Source organism: Streptomyces sp. NPDC051219 (assembly GCF_040682335.1).
Lineage (GTDB): Bacteria > Actinomycetota > Actinomycetes > Streptomycetales > Streptomycetaceae > Streptomyces.
In genome coordinates this window covers 66,513-84,230 of the sequence record NZ_JBFBAS010000010.1, presented here as the reverse complement: position 1 = coordinate 84,230, position 17,718 = coordinate 66,513, and the positions used below count along the sequence as shown (strand labels likewise).

16 protein-coding genes are annotated in these 17,718 nt (G+C 71.9%); 7 read left to right on the top strand and 9 right to left on the bottom strand.

Going from position 1 to position 17,718, the window contains the following annotated elements; all coding sequences use genetic code 11:
- Window positions 1-42 precede the first annotated feature (42 nt).
- A complete protein-coding gene (locus AB0M62_RS14490) occupies window positions 43-669 on the top strand; it encodes a YigZ family protein (RefSeq protein WP_366074498.1) in 627 nt (208 codons plus the stop codon).
- A 41-nt stretch (window positions 670-710) separates the two neighbouring features.
- Here the strand turns inward: AB0M62_RS14490 and AB0M62_RS14485 are convergent, their stop codons facing one another.
- Together AB0M62_RS14485 and AB0M62_RS14480 are read right to left on the bottom strand one after the other, a co-directional pair.
- Window positions 711-1,538, bottom strand: a complete 828-nt coding sequence (locus tag AB0M62_RS14485) for a tyrosinase family protein (protein ID WP_366074497.1) — start codon at window positions 1,536-1,538, stop codon at window positions 711-713.
- Window positions 1,539-1,590: 52 nt separating this feature from the next.
- Window positions 1,591-1,980, bottom strand: coding sequence for a tyrosinase cofactor (locus tag AB0M62_RS14480; protein ID WP_366074496.1), 390 nt, complete (start codon window positions 1,978-1,980; stop codon window positions 1,591-1,593).
- Between the two features lie 338 nt (window positions 1,981-2,318).
- Here AB0M62_RS14480 and AB0M62_RS14475 point away from each other — a divergent pair, with 338 nt between their 5' ends.
- Window positions 2,319-2,696, top strand: coding sequence for a DoxX family protein (locus AB0M62_RS14475; protein WP_366074495.1), 378 nt, complete (start codon window positions 2,319-2,321; stop codon window positions 2,694-2,696).
- Between the two features lie 38 nt (window positions 2,697-2,734).
- Here the strand turns inward: AB0M62_RS14475 and AB0M62_RS14470 are convergent, their stop codons facing one another.
- Together AB0M62_RS14470 and AB0M62_RS14465 are read right to left on the bottom strand one after the other, a co-directional pair.
- Window positions 2,735-3,988 (bottom strand): vanadium-dependent haloperoxidase, encoded by a 1,254-nt coding sequence (locus tag AB0M62_RS14470; RefSeq protein ID WP_366074494.1) that lies wholly within the window; start codon window positions 3,986-3,988, stop codon window positions 2,735-2,737.
- A 28-nt stretch (window positions 3,989-4,016) separates the two neighbouring features.
- Window positions 4,017-5,057 carry an enoyl-CoA hydratase/isomerase family protein gene (locus AB0M62_RS14465; RefSeq protein ID WP_366074493.1) on the bottom strand — a complete coding sequence of 347 codons (1,041 nt, stop codon included), beginning with the start codon at window positions 5,055-5,057 and terminating at the stop codon, window positions 4,017-4,019.
- Between the two features lie 185 nt (window positions 5,058-5,242).
- Between AB0M62_RS14465 and AB0M62_RS14460 the strand changes: the two genes are divergently transcribed.
- Together AB0M62_RS14460 and AB0M62_RS14455 are read left to right on the top strand one after the other, a co-directional pair.
- Window positions 5,243-6,409: an exonuclease SbcCD subunit D gene (locus AB0M62_RS14460; RefSeq protein ID WP_366074492.1), complete on the top strand. Its 1,167-nt coding sequence runs from the start codon at window positions 5,243-5,245 to the stop codon at window positions 6,407-6,409.
- Complete coding sequence (locus tag AB0M62_RS14455; RefSeq protein ID WP_366074491.1) at window positions 6,406-9,465, top strand: SMC family ATPase; 3,060 nt, start codon at window positions 6,406-6,408, stop codon at window positions 9,463-9,465. Before AB0M62_RS14460 ends, AB0M62_RS14455 begins: the two co-directional genes overlap by 4 nt.
- Here the strand turns inward: AB0M62_RS14455 and AB0M62_RS14450 are convergent.
- Complete coding sequence (locus AB0M62_RS14450) at window positions 9,410-9,856, bottom strand: Lrp/AsnC family transcriptional regulator (protein WP_366074490.1); 447 nt, start codon at window positions 9,854-9,856, stop codon at window positions 9,410-9,412. The two genes, AB0M62_RS14455 and AB0M62_RS14450, sit on opposite strands and share 56 nt — an antisense overlap.
- A 94-nt stretch (window positions 9,857-9,950) precedes the next feature.
- On the opposite strand from AB0M62_RS14450, the gene AB0M62_RS14445 reads away from it, so the two are divergent.
- On the top strand, window positions 9,951-10,481 hold the full coding sequence (locus AB0M62_RS14445) for a rhodanese-like domain-containing protein (RefSeq protein WP_366074489.1): 531 nt from the start codon (window positions 9,951-9,953) through the stop codon (window positions 10,479-10,481).
- A 256-nt stretch (window positions 10,482-10,737) separates the two neighbouring features.
- Here AB0M62_RS14445 and AB0M62_RS14440 read toward each other — a convergent pair whose 3' ends face one another.
- The gene (locus tag AB0M62_RS14440) at window positions 10,738-12,423 is read right to left on the bottom strand and encodes a DUF885 domain-containing protein (protein ID WP_366074488.1); all 1,686 of its coding nucleotides are present in this window, start codon (window positions 12,421-12,423) and stop codon (window positions 10,738-10,740) included.
- Window positions 12,424-12,498: 75 nt separating this feature from the next.
- On the bottom strand, window positions 12,499-12,981 hold the full coding sequence (locus AB0M62_RS14435) for an Lrp/AsnC family transcriptional regulator (protein ID WP_366074487.1): 483 nt from the start codon (window positions 12,979-12,981) through the stop codon (window positions 12,499-12,501).
- Window positions 12,982-13,040: 59 nt separating this feature from the next.
- On the opposite strand from AB0M62_RS14435, the gene AB0M62_RS14430 reads away from it, so the two are divergent.
- A complete protein-coding gene (locus AB0M62_RS14430) occupies window positions 13,041-14,270 on the top strand; it encodes a PLP-dependent transferase (protein WP_366074486.1) in 1,230 nt (409 codons plus the stop codon).
- On the opposite strand, the gene AB0M62_RS14425 is transcribed toward AB0M62_RS14430, so the two are convergent.
- Window positions 14,170-15,603 (bottom strand): GNAT family N-acetyltransferase, encoded by a 1,434-nt coding sequence (locus tag AB0M62_RS14425; RefSeq protein ID WP_366074485.1) that lies wholly within the window; start codon window positions 15,601-15,603, stop codon window positions 14,170-14,172. The genes AB0M62_RS14430 and AB0M62_RS14425 overlap by 101 nt on opposite strands.
- A gap of 56 nt (window positions 15,604-15,659) precedes the next feature.
- On the bottom strand, window positions 15,660-16,577 hold the full coding sequence (locus AB0M62_RS14420; RefSeq protein ID WP_366074484.1) for an alpha/beta fold hydrolase: 918 nt from the start codon (window positions 16,575-16,577) through the stop codon (window positions 15,660-15,662).
- Between the two features lie 163 nt (window positions 16,578-16,740).
- Between AB0M62_RS14420 and sigJ the strand changes: the two genes are divergently transcribed.
- On the top strand, window positions 16,741-17,625 hold the full coding sequence (gene sigJ, locus AB0M62_RS14415; protein WP_366074483.1) for an RNA polymerase sigma factor SigJ: 885 nt from the start codon (window positions 16,741-16,743) through the stop codon (window positions 17,623-17,625).
- Window positions 17,626-17,718: the final 93 nt, after the last annotated feature.

Below are 17,718 nucleotides of genomic sequence, written 5' to 3'. Positions count from 1 at the left end.
CCCGCTCCGGCCCTCGCCGGAGCCCCGGCATAGGGTGGGGTGATGCAGGAGCAGTACCGCACGGTCGCCCGCGAGGGCGTGCACGAGACCGAGATCAGCCGGTCGCGCTTCATCTGCGCGCTCGCGCCCGCCGCCACCGAGCAGGAGGCGCAGGACTTCGTCGCACGCATCCGCAAGGAGCACCCCACCGCCACCCACAACTGCTTCGCGTACGTCATCGGCGCCGACGCCTCCGTACAGAAGGCGAGCGACGACGGTGAGCCCGGCGGGACCGCCGGCGCCCCCATGCTGCAGATGCTGGTGCGCCGCGAGGTCCGGTACGCCGTCGCCGTCGTGACCCGCTACTACGGCGGGGTCAAGCTCGGCGCCGGAGGACTGATCCGGGCGTACGGCGGAGCTGTCGGCGAGGCCCTGGACGAACTCGGCACCCTCGTCCGGCAGCGGTACCGCCTGGCCACCGTCACCGTCGACCACCAGCGCGCCGGGAAGATGCAGAACGATCTGCGGTCGACCGGGCGCGCGGTGCGCGACGTGCGGTACGGCGAGGCGGTCGCGATCGAGATCGGGCTGCCGGAGTCGGAGGTCGAGCCGTTCCGGGCGTGGCTCGCGGACAGCACCGCCGGAACGGCTGTGCTGGAGCTCGGCGGCGAGGCGTACGGGGACGTCTGAGCAGGCCGTCGTACGCCTCGCCCTTCCGGCGGACGGAGTGGTCAGGCCGCGCTGTCGAAGGTGTAGTGCGGGGTGTGGTCCAGCAGGTCGGCCGGCGTGACGTCGTTCCAAGGCCGCATGGTGTCGTGCAGGTCCACGACATTGGGGGTCCCCGCGGCCGGCAGGTAACGGGCGTCGGGGTGCCGCGCCTGCCAGTCGGCCCAGAGCTTGTCGACGAAGGCGTGGTGCAGCCAGAAGACGGGATCGTTGGGCGAGGCGCCGGTGGCCATCTGGCCGCCGACCCATATGTGTATCCGGTTGTGCAGGTTCACCCCGCGCCAGCCTTCGAGGTGGTTGCGGAAGCCGTCCGAGGAGCTGTTCCACGGGGGCATGTCGTACGTCGCCATCGCCAGGACCGAATCCGTCTCGGCCCTCGTAGGCAGCTGGCGTCCGCCGCTGCCGAGCGAACGGCGCAGGTACGTACGCCCGTCCACGCGTACGTTGAGCGGCCAGTTGCCGGCACTGTGGGCGAACGGGCCGTCGAGCACCTGCCCGTCCCTCGCGCGGCCCGTACCGCCCATGAAGTCGGCTGCCCAGAGGGACGAGGCGGTGGTGCGGTCCGCCGTCCAGTCCCAGTAGGGGAGGGCGACCGACGAGTCGACCGACTGGAGTGCCTGTTCGAACTCGATGAGGAATCTGCGGTGCCAGGGCAGGAACGACGGCGAGCGGTGGCCCACGCGGTCGCCGCTGTCGGTGTCGCCCATGATGAAGCCGTTGTGCGTGGTGACGAAGGTGTCGTAGCGGCCGCTGCGCTTCAGCTCCAGCAGCGCGTCGACAAAGCGACGCTTCTCGGTCGCGGACAGATTCGCCTGGTTCTTGCGGACGGTCATTGAGGTGTCTCTCAGCTCTTCGAGTCTTCGGGTCTTCGGCGGGACGCCGGAATCAGGCGAGTGGAACGAGGGCAGCGCCCTGCAGTTCCAGCACGGCAGCCCTGGCGACCGCGCGCGGTGTGGAGAACGTCTCGTAGTGGTTGACCACGCTGATCCAGGTCCCGTCGGCGTTCTGCATCACATGCAGTTCCTTGCCGTCGATGAACACGGCGTAGCCCGCCCCGGTCCCGTGATGGTGCGATCCCCCGTGCGCCATCCCCTTGATACGGCGTCCCTTGAATATCTCGTCGAACTGCTGCGGTCCTCCGCCGTGCTGTGCGACATCGTGCTCGCCCCGGTCGGGCCGTGATGCCGCACCGGCGACGGTGGCCGGCACGACGGCGGAGAGTGTGATCGCTGCGGCGCCCAGCGCGCGACGGCGTGTGAGTCCAGATCCGGACATGTGTGAACCCCCAGTGGTCATTTCCGGTCGACCTGGTCGAGGCCGTCCTGTGGAAATGCCTACAGGCGGGTGAGCGGCGGGTGGTAGTCCGGTCGGACGGGTTGGCCGCTATACGGACATGTCCCGATCCGAAGTGCAGAGTTGAACAAGGTTGATCTTGTGGTGTCAGCGGCCGAGTGGGGCAGGAGGTGAAAATTTTGTGGTGAAAGTCCGCTGAAACCGCAGAGCTTTCTGCGTACCCCGTCTTCGAGTGGCCGTCCTCACGCGCTCAAGCTGTCCTGAACCCGTCAGTAATAGGCTGCTCGCCCCGCTTCCGACCGACCGCCCTGGAGGCCGTCTTGTCCGCCACCACCGACCGCTCCGCCCGGCTGCTCGTCGCCCTCCTGGCCGGGGCCGGTGCCGCGCACTTCCTGGTACCGAAGCAGTTCGACGCCGTGGTCCCGGACAGCCTGCCCGGCAGCCCGCGCACCTGGACCCAGGCCAGTGGTGTGGCGGAACTCGTACTGGCCGCCGGCATCGCCACCCCCCGAACACGGCGGGTCAGCGCGCTCGCCGCGGCGGGATTCTTCGCGGCGGTCTTCCCCGCCAACGTGAAGATGGCCTATGACTGGCGGACCCGCCCGGCGCAGCTGCGGGCACTGGCATACGCGCGCCTGCCGCTGCAGGTACCGCTCGTCGTCTGGGCGAAGAGGGTCGGCGACGCCGCACGCCGCTGACGCCGCAGGCGCTGGCGCCGCCGCCCCACCGCGCGTGGTCAGAGGCGCCCGAACAGCCGGTCCCCGTGGCGCAGCACATGACGGGCCACGTTCTTGCCGAGTGTCACACCCGCCTCGTCCGCCGACCGTGTGTGGATGCCGGAGAAGATCCTCGCCTCCACGTTCTCCTCGGTCAGGCGCTGCCAGCTGGTGTACGTCCGGGTCACGCCCGGCGCGGTCGGGCTGGTCAGCTCGAACGGCGCGGTGCGCGCCCCCGCGAGCGCTTCGAGGACGCCCTCCGCGGCCCCCGAGTAGGTGGCGTGGCCACTCGGGTAGTCCGGGTGGGCCGGTGTGGAGTGCAACGGTGTCCACGCCGGATCGCGGTCCACCGCGCCGGTACGGATCGCGGTCACCGGACGCCAGCGCTCGTACGCGTACTTGCTGTCGGAGGTGGCGACCTGTGTGTCCACCAGTGCGACGTGGAACAGCGCCACCAGCCGGGCGCGCTCCGCGGCCGACCCGGCGGCCCGCTCCACCGCTACGCGCAGCGGCGTGGTGTAGAGGGTCAGCGAGGAGCCGAGCCAGAAGCCTGCCGTCTCCGTCTGCTCGGCGGTGCGGGTGGTGCTGTTCGCAGCGCCGGACGCCCGTACCTCGGCCAGATCGTCCAGGTACCGCCGGGAGTTCAGCCCGGGCGGCGGGCCGAGGCGGAACTGCGCGGGACTCTTCAGCAGGAACGGCTCGGCGAGCCGGTTTCCGTACTGGGCGGCCGGGGCGTACGCCGGCGGCGTCGGCTGCCACACACCCGGAGCGGCGGCGGGCACGGTGAACGGCGCGTTCACGGAGGCGGGATCGAGGCGGTCGCCCTCGCGCGACCGCAGGACCAGGCGCGCCTGCCGTGCGCCGGTCGCCACGCCCCGCTCCTCGGCGGGGCCGTCCGGGATCCGCCCCAGCGAGGTGCGCAGGGCGGCGTCCAGCTGCTCGGTGCGGGCCGGTACCAGCGCGACCAGCGCGTCGTGCACCGCGGAGGCCAGCGCGGCGTCCTGGTAGGCCACCCGGTCGATCCCCGCGGGCACCTGGCGCGTCGCCCGGGCGGCGGCCAGCCAACTGAGCGCCCAGGTACGGCTGTTGGTGACCTGAGTGGCCGATCCCGCCGCGGCGACGGTCTGGGCGGTGGTGTCGTACCAGTCGAGAGCCGCCGAGGCACGGCTCCTGGCGGCCGGCGTCGCGGCGGCGGACGGTACCACCGTGGAGAGGACCATCAGGGCGGCCGAGCCGAGAGCCACCAGGGCCGGGCGCGATCCGATCGGATTCACAGACACTCCTTCGCTGTTCACGCACGCGTTACGTGGCGCGGAAGTGACGGTCGACTCCGGCATCGGTGACCGCCGCCAATGTGTCGGGCGTCCAGCGGGGCGAGCGGTCCTTGTCCACCACCTGCGCGCGTACGCCCTCGGGCAGGTCCGGGCCGGTGACCGCGACGGACGAGACCCGGTACTCCTGGTCGAGGACTTCCTCCAGCGAAGCGAGCGCGCGGGCGCGCCGCAGGGCGCGCAGCGTCACCTTCAGGGCGGTGGGGGAGTGGCCGAGAATGCGGCGGGCGGCCTCCTTGGCCGCCAGTTCGCCGGCGTCCGCCGACCGGGTCAGCCGCTCGACGATCTCCTCGACCGTGTCGGCGCCGTAGCAGGCGTCGATCCACTTCCGCGCGTCGGCCAGGCCGCCATGCGGAGGGGGCTCGGCGAATGCCTGTACCGCGTCGGGAAGGGCGGTGTCCGCGAGGGAGTCCAGAAAGGCCGTGAGGCGTGCCGACCTGATGAAGTGATCGGCGAATCCGCACAGGATCGCGTCGGCCGCCCCCATCGCGTCGGCCGTGAGCGCGAGATGGGTGCCGGTCTCGCCCGGCGCCCGGCTCAGCAGATACGTGCCGCCGACATCGGGGACGAAGCCGATGCCCACCTCCGGCATGGCCACTGCGGAGCGTTCGGTGACGATACGGGTTCCCGCATGGGCCGACAGGCCGACGCCGCCGCCCATCACGATGCCGTCCATGGCCGCGACGAACGGCTTGCGGAACCGCGCTATGCGGGCGTTCAGCCGGTACTCGTCACGCCAGAACGCCCGCGCCGCCTCGCCGCCCGCCAGGGCGGAGTCGCGGATGGCGCGGATGTCTCCTCCCGCGCACAGGCCCCGCCCGCCGGCGCCGTCGAGTACGACCACAGCCACCTCGTCGTCGTACTCCCACGCGCTGAGTGCGGCGTCGATGCGAAGCACCATGGAGTGGGTGAGGGCGTTGATGGCTCGCGGACGATTGAGGGTGATCCGTCCTGATATTCCCTGCTTGTTCAGCAGTACGGCGTCATCGGTGTCATCGGCGGCGGGGGCCATCGTGCGGTTCCGTTCCGTGCGGGGAGGCGGCAGAACGAGCATACGAGGCGGATGCGAAACTTCTGGTCTGCGGGAGACCGGAGGCCGGGCGGCGCTAGCGTGGTGAGCGCGCGGAGTGGATCCCGTGTTGCTGGAGTGCTGTCGTGGGTGGGAGAAAGGGCAAACGTGCAGGTCGGAGCCGTCGAGTGAGATTCCTGCACACCTCCGACTGGCATCTGGGCCGATCCTTTCACCGGGTGAGCCTCCTTGACGCGCAGGCGGCGTTCATCGACCACCTGGTAGCGGCCGTGCGCGAGCACCGGGTGGACGCGGTGCTGGTCGCCGGAGACGTCTACGACAGGGCGGTGCCGCCCCTCGCCGCCGTCGAGCTCTTCGACCGGGCCCTGCACCGGCTCGCAGCCCTGGACGTACCGACGGTGATGATCTCAGGCAACCACGACTCCGCCCGCAGGCTCGGCGTCGGCGCCGGGCTGATCGGCCGGGCCGGAATCCATCTGCGGACCGACCCCGCCGACTGCGCGATACCCGTCGTCCTTGCCGACACGCACGGGGACGTCGCGTTCTACGGCCTGCCGTACCTCGAACCCGCTCTGGTGAAAGACGAGTTCGGGGCGGAGAAGGCCGGGCACGAGGCGGTGCTCGCGGCCGCCATGCGGAAGGTCCGGACCGACCTCGCCGGCCGGCCCGTGGGGACGAGGTCCGTCGTCCTCGCACACGCGTTCGTCACCGGAGGCGAGGTCAGCGACAGCGAGCGGGACATCACGGTGGGCGGAGTCGCCGCCGTACCGGCCGGAGTGTTCGACGGTGTGGACTACGCCGCGCTCGGCCACCTGCACGGCTGCCAGACGATCAACGAACGGGTGCGCTACTCCGGCTCGCCCCTCGCGTACTCCTTCTCCGAGACGGACCACCGCAAGAGCATGTGGCTGGTCGACCTCGGTCCGACGGGTGCGGTCACGGCGGAGCGCGTGCCCTGCCCCGTCCCCCGCCCCCTCGCCCGGATCCGCGGACACCTGGCGGAGCTCCTGGAAGATCCGGCCCTGGAGCGGCACGAAGACGCGTGGGTCGAAGCCACCCTCACCGATCCGGTCCGTCCGGCCGAGCCGATGGCCCGGCTCGCAGCGCGCTTCCCGTACACCCTGAGCCTGGCCTTCGATCCGGAACGGACCCTGTCGGACCCGCTCTCCTCCTACGCGCAGCGGCTCAAGGGGCGAAGCGACCAGGAGATCGCCGAGGACTTCGTGGCGCATGTGCGCGGCGGCGGCCCGCCCGACGACCGGGAGCGCGCGGTACTGCGAGAAGCCTTCGACGACGTACGGACGGACGAGACCGTGCGTGAGGTGGCCCGATGAGGCTGCACCGGCTGACCGTCACCGCCTTCGGCCCCTTCGCCGCCACCCAGCAAGTCGACTTCGGCACTCTCTCCGCCGCCGGGATCTTCCTGCTGCACGGTCCCACCGGCGCCGGCAAGACCTCTGTCCTCGACGCGGTCTGCTACGCGCTGTACGGCTCGGTGCCCGGCGCCCGCCAGGCGCCCGGCGCCGCGCTGCGCAGCGATCACGCCGAGGCCGGCACGCCGACGGAGGTATGTCTCGAACTCACCGTCGGCGGACGGCGGCTGGAGATCACCCGCCGCCCCGAGCAGCACCGGCCCAAGAAGCGCGGCACCGGGTTCACCCGCGACAAGGCGCAGAGCTGGCTGCGCGAGTACGACGCGGGGGCCGGCTGGAAAGCGCTCAGCCGCTCCCACCAGGAGATCGGCGAGGAGATCAGCCTGCTCCTCGGCATGAGCAAGGAGCAGTTCTGTCAGGTCGTGCTGCTTCCGCAGGGCGACTTCGCGCGCTTCCTGCGCGCAGACGCGGAGGCGCGCGGCAAGCTCCTCGGCAGGCTCTTCGACACACGTCGCTTCGCCGCCGTCGAGGAGCGGCTCGCCGAACGGCGGCGCGCCGCCGAGCAGCAGGTGCGCGCCGGTGACGAGCGGGTCCTGGCCACCGCCCAGCGCATCGCCCAGGCCGCGGGCGACTCCGCAGATCTGCGGGACTGGCCTTTCCCGCAGCTCGCGCCGGGAGAGGCGGGCGTCGCCGAGGCCGTACGCGAGTGGGCCGCAGTGGCCCGTAGCAGCGCGCACGAGCGGCTCGACATCGCCGAGTACGCACTCGCCGCCGCAGACAGCAGGGCCGCCGCCGCCCGCCGCGCGCTGGAGGACGCACGCGAACTCGACCGCCTCCAACGCCGCCACGCCGACGCGCGGCAGCGGGCCGAAGCGCTCCAGGCGCACCGTGAGAAGCGTGAGCGGGTCCGCGCGCGGCTGGCCCGCGCCCGCAAGGCCGACCAGGTCGCACCCGCACTCGCGATGCGCGAGTCCGCAGAGCGGGAGCACCGCGAGGCGAGTGCCGTCCGGGACCGGTGTCGGGCCCAGCTGCCGCCGCGCTTGGCGGAAGCCGGAGCCGGCCAGCTTGCTTCCGCCGCACAACAGTTGAGACAGGACCTCGGCACCCTGGACGCCGCTCGCCGGGCGGAGCGGCGCAGTGCGGATATCAGCGGGGAGCTACGGAGTCTCGACCGCGAGGCGCGAGCGGACGAGGAAGTCGTCCAGGAGGCGGCGGCCTGGCTCTCCGGGTGGGAAGTGACCCGTCGGACCCTTCAGGATCGCATCGACCGGGCCCAGGCCGCGGCCACGCGTGCCGAACAGCTGGCGGGCCGCCTCGAACCGGCCCGCGAGCGGCTGGAGGCCGCCCGCCGCCGGGACAGGCTGGAGCGTGAGTCGGCCGCCGCGGAGGAGGCGCTCCTGACCGCCCGGGAGCGGGCCGGGCAGGCCAGGGAGCACTGGCTGGAGCTGAAGGAGCTGCGCCTGCAGGGCATCGCGGCCGAACTCGCCGCGGCGCTCGGCGACGGCCGGCCGTGTGCGGTGTGCGGCTCCCGGGAGCACCCTGCCCCCGCCCGCCTCGAGGCCGGGCACGTCGACCGCGCTGCCGAGGAGGAGGCCCGCCGCCTGCACGGGCTGGCCGAGGAGGCCCGTACCGAGGCGGAACAGCGCCTCGGCCGGGCCCAGGTGGCGTGCGCGGAAGCGCGGGCCGCGGCAGGCGACTCCACCGAAACGGAACTCCGCGCGCTCACGGAGCAGCTGAGCCGCGAGCATGCGGCTGCCCACGAGGAGGCGGCCACCTTGCACACCGCCCGCGAGGCGCTGGCCCGGGCCGACCGGGAACACGCCGAGCGGCTCGCGGCACAGCAACGCGCCGAGCGCCACACCGCGGCACGCACGACCCGGCGGGAGATGCTCGAAAAGGAACAGTGCGCCCTGGAGGCCGAGTTGGAACGGGCCAGGGGTGGCGCGCCCAGCGTCGCCGAGCGGGCACGGACTCTGGAACACCAAGCGGGGCAGGTCACGGAGGCCGCCGACGCCTTCCGGGCCGCCGACGCGACCGCCCAGCGCCTGAAGTCCGCGGACGACCGACTCGCCGACGCCGCCTTCAAGGCCGGGTTCGACACGCCCGGGGAAGCGGCCGCCTCGGTGATCGGTGACGCGGCCCTGCGCGATCTTCAGCACCGGCTCGACGCCTGGCAGGCGGAGGAGGCACTGGTCGCGGACCGGCTGGCCGAGTCCGACACCGCCGCGGCGGCAGGCCGGCCGCTCGCCCGCCCCGAGGCCGCGCAGGCGGCCGCCGAGCAGGCCGGCCGGCACCAACGCGATGCGGTGGCCGCGGCCGACGCGGCTCGTACGCGCTGTGCCGAGCTCGCACGGCTGTCGCGGCTCGCCGAGGAGGAGATGCGCCAGCTCGGGCCGCTGCGGGAGCAGTACGACCGGGTGGCGCGGCTGGCCGCCCTCACGGCCGGCACCTCGGCCGACAACGAACGCAGGATGCGCCTGGAGTCCTACGTGCTGGCGGCGCGCCTGGAACAGGTCGCGGCGGCGGCCACCGTACGGCTCCAGCGTATGTCCGCCGGCCGCTACACCCTCGTCCACTCCGACGCCCGGGCAGGCGGCCGCGGCCGCTCCGGGCTCGGCCTGCACGTCGTCGACGCCTGGACGGGCAGCGAGCGCGACACCGCGACCCTTTCGGGCGGAGAGACCTTCTTCGCCTCGCTCGCCCTCGCGCTCGGCCTCGCCGACGTCGTCACCGACGAGGCGGGCGGCATGCGGCTGGACACGCTCTTCATCGACGAGGGCTTCGGCAGCCTGGACGACCAGACGCTGGACGAGGTGCTCGACGTACTGGACTCGCTGCGCGAGCGGGACCGCAGCGTCGGCATCGTCAGCCATGTCGCCGATCTGCGACGCCGTATCCCGGCGCAGCTCGAAGTCGTGAAGGAGCGCGGCGGCTCCGCGGTCCGGCACCGCACCGGTGGGGTCAGCGGCCGAGCGGGCGCCGCGGCAGGGGCGAGGAGTACACCACGCTGGTGGTGACCGAACCGAGTGACGCGATACGGCCCGAGACCTCCTCCAGATGCCGCATCGACCGGGCGGCGACCTTGATGACAAAACAGTCGTCGCCCGTGACGTGGTGCGCTTCCAGCACCTCGGGAGTGGTGTCCAGCAGGTCGTGGAACGGCTTGTAATTGCCGTGCGGATAGCGAAGCCGTACGAACGCCAGGATCGGCAGGCCAAGTTTTTCGTGCTCGACGACGGCCGCGTAGCCGGAGATCACACCGGCCTCCTCGAGCCGCCGCACCCGCTCGGTCACCGCGCTCGCGGACATGGAGACGGCCCGGGCGAGTTCGGCGTACGTCGCCCGGCCCTCGTGCTGGAGGACTTCGAGGATGCGCCAGTCAGTGGCGTCAGGGGAATAGCCGGCCATGGAGCAGACATAACAGGGGTTTCCCCGGCCGAACAAGTCAGGTGCCGGGGAACCTTCCTTCCTGGTGGTGATCAACGGTCGTAGATTTCTGCTCATGACCACAGCACCGCTCAGCGCAGCAACGCCCGACGCGTCCCGGTCCGCCGACCGGCCTACCACTGCCGCCAACCCAGTCCTGCGCGTTCCGCCCGCCTCCCCGGCCGCGGCCGCCGCGTACTTCGGCGCATCCCTCGCCTTCCATGCCGACGTGTCCGACGTGGCGGCGGTCCTCCGGGCCGGGGGAGAGGCCGGATTTGTGGTCCTCGACTCCCGTTCCACCGAGGCATGGGACCAGGGGCACGTGCCCGGCGCGATTCACCTGCCGACGGCGCTGATCCCCGAGCAGGCGGAGGAACTGCTCGACAAGTCCGTGCCGGTCGTCACCTACTGCTGGGGACCCGGCTGCAACGGCGGCACCCGCGCCGCCCTTGCCCTCGCTGAACTCGGCTATCAGGTCAAGGAGATGCTCGGCGGCATCGAGTACTGGACCCGGGAGGGATTCGAGGTCGAGACCTGGGAGGGACGGCAGAGGCGCGACGCCGACCCGCTGACCGCTCCCGTCGGCGCCGAGACCTGCGGCTGCTGACCGTCGACCCCCGCCGCCGAGCGGCGCGGCGAGGCGCGTCATGGTCGAGCAACGCGACGGACCCGCCCGCGGCACGCACCGCGGCCGCCTCCCCGGCGAACTGCGGATCGGGCCGGACGGCTCTGAGCGGATCGGAGCAGAAGAGGAAGCCGGTCCCCAAGGTGTAATGCCCCGTCGGAACTGAAGTGGTGGCCGGGACGGCCCGGGGGCCGGGCTCATGACGCACCGCTGAGCCCGGCCGCCCGCTCGCGGTACGTCAGAGCCGGGACAGCTCGTCCACCAGGTCGTCCAGGCCCAGCGACCCCTGCGAGAGAGCCGCCATGTGCCATGTCTTCGCGTCGAACGCGTCGCCGTGCGCCTTGCGGGCGTTCTCGCGGCCCAGCAGCCAGGCACGCTCGCCCAGCTTGTAGCCGATGGCCTGCCCGGGCATCGAGAGGTAGCGGGTCAGCTCGCTCTCCACGAAGTCCGCGGGCCGGCCGCTGTGCATGCCGAAGAATTCCTGCGCCAGCTCGGGCGTCCAGCGCTCGCCCGGGTGGAACGGCGAGTCTGCCGGGATCTTCAGGCTCAGATGCATGCCGATGTCAACGATCACCCGCGTGGAACGCATCATCTGCGCGTCCAGGTAACCGAGTCGGCGCTCCGCGTCGGTGAGGAAACCCAGCTCGTCCATCAGCCGCTCCGCGTAGAGCGCCCAGCCCTCGGCGTTGGCGCTGACGATGCCGACCGTGGCCTGGTAGCGGGAGAGCTGGTCGGCGACGTGCGCCCACTGCGCGAGCTGCAGATGATGGCCGGGTACACCTTCGTGGTACCAGGTGGACACCAGGTCGTACACCGGGAACCGGGTCTCGCCCATGGTCGGCAGCCAGGTGCGGCCGGGCCGGGAGAAGTCCTCGGACGGACCGGTGTAGTACGGCGCCGCGGCACCGCCGGGCGGGGCGATCCGCGACTCCACCTTCCGTACCCGCTCGGCGAGTTCGAAGTGCGTGCCGTCCAGGGCCTCGATCGCCTCGTCCATCAGGCCCTGCAGCCAGTCCCGGACCTCCTCCACTCCTTCGATGTGAGTGCCGTGCACGTCGAGGTGGGCGAGCGCCTCCCAGGGGCCGGCGCCCGGAAGGATCTTCTCGGCCTCGGTCTTCATCTCGCCCAGCAGCCGGTGGTACTCGGACCAGCCGTACGCGTAGGCCTCGTCGAGGTCGAGATCGGTGCCGTTGAAGTAACGGGACCAGCGGGCGTAGCGCTCACGGCCCACGGTGTCCGGCGCGCCCTCGATCGCCGGCGCGTACACGTCCCGCATCCAGTCGCGCAGTGCGACAACGGCGTCCGTGGCGCCCGCCGCGGCGGCGTCCAGCTCGGTGCGCAGGTTCTCGGGGCCGCCGGCCGCGAATTCCTCGAACCAGCCGCGGCCGGTACCCGCCCACTGGGTCAGCTGGCCGATGAAGGTTGCGGTGGGCCTAGGCCCGCCGTACAGCTTGCGTTCCAGTCCGAGGGCCAGTGAGGCCCGGTATCCCTCGAGCGCGGCGGGCACGGCGCGCAGCCGCTCGGCGATGGCGGCCCAGTCCTCGTCGGTCTCCGCCGGCGTGACGGTGAACACCTCGCGCACGGAGTGCACGGGCGAGTGGATGTTGCTGACCGCCTGCAGCTCTTCTTCGGCCTCGTGCACCGCGAGTTCGGCGGTGAGCCGTTCCCGCAGCAGGCGGCCACAGCGCCGCTCGGCGTCGCTGTCGGCACCGGGCCGCCGCTCCGCCTCGTCCAGCCTGCGCAGGGTCGCGCGGGTGAGGTCGGCCAGTTCCTGTCGGCCGGCCGGGGAGAAGTCCGGAAGTCTGCGGGAGCTCTCGGCAACTCCCAGGAAGGTGCCGGTGATCGGGTCGAGGGCGATGAGGTCGTCGACGTATGCGTCGGCGACCTGGCGGGGCAGCGGGCTGCCGCTGAAGGTGTCGGACATGCGGACATCCTCGTACGGGAGGGGGGCCCGCGTCACCACCATTCGGTCCCGGCCGGCTGTCTCGCCCACCGTCTCTCAGCCACCCGGACCGGGCGGCAGCAACGGTCCGCACTCCCACTGCTGGAAGATCAACCGGGTTTCCACCCTGGCGACTTCGCGCCGCGAGGTGAACTCGTCCAGGACGAGCCGCTGCAGATCCGCGGTGTCCGTCACCGCCACCTGCACCAGGTAGTCGTCCGGGCCGGTGAGATGGAAGAGGGCACGTGTTTCGGCCAGGGCCCGGATCCGCTCGACGAAGGGGCCGATTAGTTCCCGCCGGTGGGGCCGCACCTGGACCAGCAGCAGGGCTTCCAGCCCGCGGCCGAGTTTCGCCGGATCCAGCCGGAGCTGGTGGCCGAGGATCACCCCGGAGCGGCGGAGTCGCGCGACCCGGTCCAGGCAGGTGGAGGCGGCCACGCCTACCTCGGCGGCAAGATCCCGGTAAGTCATCCGTGCGTCGTTCTGCAGGAGACGCAGAATGTCCAGATCGACCGCGTCCAGTGCGACAGTTTCGGCCATATGCCGAACGTAGCACGGACATTCGATGCTACTTCCCGGTAACTGTTCAGAGTGCCGCCATGACGACGAACGCCTCGACCACACCCCGGGCCCTGGCCACCGAAGCCGTGCACGCCGGCCGCGAAGACCTCGCGGAGCTCGGCGTGCACGCCCCGCCGCTCGACCTGTCGACGACCTATCCCTCGTACGACAGCCGGGCCGAAGCGGCCCGCATCGACGAGTTCGCGACCACCGGCGCCCGGCCGGACGGCCCGCCCGTCTACGCCCGGCTGGACAATCCCACCACCGCTCGCTTCGAAACCGCCCTGGCGCGGCTCGAGGGCACCGAGAGCGCGGTCGCCTTCGCCAGCGGCATGGCGGCTCTCACCGCGACCCTCATGGTGCGGATCGGCATGGGGCTCCGGCACGTCGTGGCGGTACGCCCGCTGTACGGCTGCAGCGATCATCTGCTCACCGCAGGCCTCCTCGGCTCCGAGGTGACCTGGGTCGACCCCGCCGGCATCGCGGACGCGATCCGGCCCGACACCGGCCTGGTCATGGTCGAGTCGCCCGCCAACCCGACGCTCGCCGAACTCGACCTGCGGGCCGTCGCCCACGCCTGCGGATCGGTGCCGCTGCTCGCGGACAACACCTTCGCCACTCCCGTGCTCCAGCGGCCGGCCGAGAGCGGCGCGCGCCTGGTCCTGCACAGCGCCACCAAGTACCTCGGCGGGCACGGCGACGTTCTCGGCGGGGTGGTGGCCTGCGACGAGGACTTCGCGCGCAAGCTGCGGCAAGTGCGTTTCGCCACCGGCGGTGTGCTGCATCCCCTGGCCGGATACCTCCTGCTGCGCGGACTGTCCACGTTGCCGGTACGGGTCCGGGCCGCCTCCGCCACAGCCGCCGAGCTGGCCCGGCGGCTCTCCGAGGATCCGCGCATCGCCCGGGTGCACTACCCGAAGCTCGGCGGAGCGATGGTCGCCTTCGAGGTGGCGGGCGACCCGCACGAGGTGATCGCCGGGGTGCGGCTGATCACCCCGGCGGTCAGCCTCGGCAGCGTCGACTCGCTGATCCAGCACCCGGCCTCCATCAGCCACCGCATCGTGGCCGAGGGAGACCGGCAGTCGTCCGGAGTCAGCGACCGGCTGCTGCGTATGTCCGTCGGTCTCGAGGACGTCGAGGACCTGTGGCGGGACCTGGACTGCGCGCTCAGCGCCCGGCGTGCCGAGGCTGCGCCACGTGCAGGCTCTGCTCCGCGTGCGGGCTCCGCTCCGTCTCCTCGTACGGAGGACGAGACCGTACCGGCGTAGCGTCCAGCCGGGCGGTGATGACGAGCGTCCCCTCCTCGATCTGGTAGTCGAGGGGGAGGGCGAGACCGCGCATGGCGGCGACCATTCCGGTGTTGGACGACTGGGTGACGGCGTAGACGCTTTCGCAGCCGGCCTCGACCGCGAGTGCCACGAGGCGGCGCAGCAGTTCGGAGCCGATACCGCGGCGCTGCCACTCGTCCTCGATGAGCAGCGCGACCTCCGTCTCGTCCCCGTCCCAGAGCAGGTGCCCGAGGGCGACCAGCCGGCCGGAGGCGGTCTGGACGGCGAGGGTGCGGCCGAAGCGCGGACTGAGCAGGTGCGACAGATAGCGGTCGGCGTCCGCCACCGGCCCGTGGTAGCGCAGTCCGAGCGTGCGTTCCGAGCAGCGGTCGTGCATGGCCCGGGCGGCGACGAGGTCACTGACATCGGCCCGGCGCACGGTGATCTCGTTGCCCTCGGGCAGGGTCAGCACGTCCTGGCTGCGCGGGACGCGCGGGCCGAGCCGCGCGTCGAGCTCGACGAGAGCGCGGGCGCGGGCGAACTCGGTCGGAGTGAACGGCAGGTACGGGCGTTCGATGGTGATCGCGCCGCCGGACGGGTCGCGCAGCCGCATGACCGTGGCCTCCAGTACCCCTTCCACCGGCGCGTCGGCCCCGGTCGGGCGGCCGGTCAGTGACGTGGCGGGCAGCGAGTGGATGGTGCAGCGGCCGAGCAACTGGCGCAGGGCCAGCGGCAGCTCGGCGGCGTCCAGCGCGGTGCGGGTGGCCAGGCCCAGTACCCGGGTGGGGGCGTCCACGAGATCGTGGGCGTCCGCCCGCTCGATCCAGGTGTCCTGCCCGCCCGCCAGGGAGACCGCGCGGGTCAGCTGCGCGGCGGAGAGAGTGTCGGGCGCACGCAGCAGAAATTCGTCGACCGTTCCCTCGGCCAGCGGGTGCGTCTGCAGGGTCACGATGTCCGTCCTGTGCCGCGCCAGAGCGCCGCACAGCGCGGCCAGCCTGCCGGGCTCGTCCCGTACGGTCGTCCGCATCCGCCACAGGGCGGTGCTCCCGCCGGGCGTGGCGGCGGCCGAGCCCCCGTGATCAGCTCGGTGGCCGTCCGCGAAGGGCGGCGGCGCATGGCTGTGCCTTCTGGCCCACCAGGTGTGGAATGCGGCCGTGATCAGCAGTACGACCGCCGAGGCGACCAGCAGCACCGGACCCTTCGGGCCGTGCACAACCATGTTCGCGATGGCATCCGCGACGGCTACTGCGGTGAACAGCGCGGCAAGTTCGACGAGATCCCGCCGCCAGTGGTGGCGGCGGGCGGTCTTCGCGGAAGCATTGACTTCAGTCATGCCATCACTGTGCAGGCGCGGTGTTGCGTGATCACGAACGCTTTGTGACTGACGGGTTAAGTGTGCTTCTGGTCGATTAGGTGGATTTTTCTATGCCGCGGAGCCGGCACAGCTATGACAGCTCCTGACCAGGGCGCTCGGGCGGCCCGGCTGGTGTCCAGGATGACCCTGGCGACCAGAGCCGGGTTGTCGTTCATCGGGACATGACCGCAGCCGGGCAGCCGGACCAGTCGGGCTCCCGGGAGGGTGTACTTGGCACGGACGCCCTGGCGGCGCAGCAGCAGCCGGTCCCGGGTCCCCCAGGCGACGGTCACCGGAATGCCCGTGATGTCGTCCGTGAAACGCACATCGCGGCCGGCTGCGAGCGTGGCGTCGAAGCCGGTGGCCGCGCGCAGTGCGAGAGTCTCGGCGACGACCGCCTCCGGTGAACGGCGGCCGGGACGGGCATAGATGCTGCTGGTCAGCACGGCACGGCCGGCCGAGCTACGGGACATCCGTTCGATCACGGGAAGCGGCAGCAGCCGGGCCCCTGCGCGCATGGCAAGCAGCGTGGCGAAGGCGTACCGGCGCTCGGCCTCCGACCAGAAACCGGCCGGGGACAGGGTGGTGACCGAGCGGACGAGCTTCTCGCGCCCCATCTCGAGCGCGAGCAGCCCGCCCAGCGAGTTCCCCGCGACGTGCGGGCGGTCGAGCTCCAGCGCCGCGCAGAGCGCGCCGAGCGCGGGCACGACCGTCGGCAGGCCGTACGCAATCCCGTCCGGCAGCGCCGGAGACTCCCCGAACCCGGGCAAGTCCACCGCCACCACCTCCCGCTCGGCGGCGAGGATGTCCAGCACCGGATCCCATGCCTGGCGGTGGTGGCCGATGCCGTGCAGCAGCAGGAGGGGCTCGCCGGCGCCGCGACGCTCGTACGCGACGGACACTGTGCGGTTTCCCCGGGGGGACTCGATCGTGAAGGAGACCGTGGCGGTCATGCTGCTGCTCCTCGTCGAAGGGATCAGGCAGAGCTTCGAGTAGACACCCTGTCAGCAAACAATTACCGCTCAGTAGGTCCGACTTCAAGAGTGTGGCACGACGCATGGCCGAGGCACCGATTTCGCCTGGACAGGGCCCTCTTCTCTCGGGTGGGATAGGGGGGTGGCTACAGACACCGTGACCGACGTCTTCGAGGAGCACCGGCCGGTACTGACCGGCGTCGCCTACCGCATGCTCGGACGAGTGGCCGATGCCGAGGACGTCGTACAGGACGCCTGGCTGCGTTGGTCGGCCGCCGACCGGGGCGACGTCCAGCAGCCGCGCGCCTATCTGGTGCGCATCACCACGCGCCTCGCCATCGACCGGCTGCGCCAGGTCCAGTCGCGTCGTGAGGCCTACGTGGGCCCCTGGCTGCCGGAGCCTCTGGTCACCGACTTCGGGCCCACCCTCCCGGACACTGCCGAGCAGGCTGTCCTGGCCGACTCCGTGTCGCTCGCCGTGCTGGTCGTCCTGGAATCGCTCTCGCCCCTGGAACGAGCTGTGTTCGTCCTGCGGGAGGCCTTCGGGTTCCCGTTCGCCGAGATCGCGACCGCTCTCGGCCGCGGCGAAGCGGCGGTACGCCAGCTGGCCGGCCGCGCCCGCCGGCACGTGGACGAGCGCAAGCCGCGGTACGACGTGGACCCGGCAGAACGCCGAGCCTTCACCGAGCGCTTCCTCGCCGCCGCGGGCGGCGGCGACCTCGAGGCCCTGATGTCGCTGCTCGCGCCGGACGTCCGCCTCGTGGGAGACAGCGGAGGGAAGGCCAAGGCGCCCCTGCGCGTCATCGAGACGGCCGACAAGGTGGGCCGGTTCCTCGTGGGCGTCGCGAAGCAGGCCGCCGCGGACGTCGAGTTCCGCTTCCTCGAGATCAACGGCGGCCCGGCCCTCCTCGTGCTGTCCGGCGGGCGGCCCGACAGCGTCTTCCAGCTGGAGGTCGCCGACGGCCGGATCCAGTGCATCTATGCCGTCCGCAACCCCGACAAGCTCACCGGCCTCGTCCCGCGGTAGTTCCCGGTCCCCGTCCTCGCAGGAGAGCCCCACGTCCGGCTGCGACGGGGTTCTTCCGTGTGGCCTGCACGAACGCCGTGTGAACGCCGTACG

Bases quoted from the DNA above. Each gene is read 5' to 3' on its own strand.
- AB0M62_RS14420 (WP_366074484.1), bottom strand. From the start codon at position 16,577: ATGACCGCCACGGTCTCCTTCACGATCGAGTCCCCCCGGGGAAACCGC.
- AB0M62_RS14450 (WP_366074490.1), bottom strand. From the start codon at position 9,856: ATGGCCGGCTATTCCCCTGACGCCACTGACTGGCGCATCCTCGAAGTC.
- AB0M62_RS14430 (WP_366074486.1), top strand. From the start codon at position 13,041: ATGACGACGAACGCCTCGACCACACCCCGGGCCCTGGCCACCGAAGCC.
- AB0M62_RS14435 (WP_366074487.1), bottom strand. From the start codon at position 12,981: ATGGCCGAAACTGTCGCACTGGACGCGGTCGATCTGGACATTCTGCGT.
- AB0M62_RS14485 (WP_366074497.1), bottom strand. From the start codon at position 1,538: ATGACCGTCCGCAAGAACCAGGCGAATCTGTCCGCGACCGAGAAGCGT.
- AB0M62_RS14445 (WP_366074489.1), top strand. From the start codon at position 9,951: ATGACCACAGCACCGCTCAGCGCAGCAACGCCCGACGCGTCCCGGTCC.
- AB0M62_RS14465 (WP_366074493.1), bottom strand. From the start codon at position 5,057: ATGGCCCCCGCCGCCGATGACACCGATGACGCCGTACTGCTGAACAAG.
- AB0M62_RS14455 (WP_366074491.1), top strand. From the start codon at position 6,406: ATGAGGCTGCACCGGCTGACCGTCACCGCCTTCGGCCCCTTCGCCGCC.
- AB0M62_RS14480 (WP_366074496.1), bottom strand. From the start codon at position 1,980: ATGTCCGGATCTGGACTCACACGCCGTCGCGCGCTGGGCGCCGCAGCG.
- AB0M62_RS14425 (WP_366074485.1), bottom strand. From the start codon at position 15,603: ATGACTGAAGTCAATGCTTCCGCGAAGACCGCCCGCCGCCACCACTGG.
- AB0M62_RS14440 (WP_366074488.1), bottom strand. From the start codon at position 12,423: ATGTCCGACACCTTCAGCGGCAGCCCGCTGCCCCGCCAGGTCGCCGAC.
- AB0M62_RS14490 (WP_366074498.1), top strand. From the start codon at position 43: ATGCAGGAGCAGTACCGCACGGTCGCCCGCGAGGGCGTGCACGAGACC.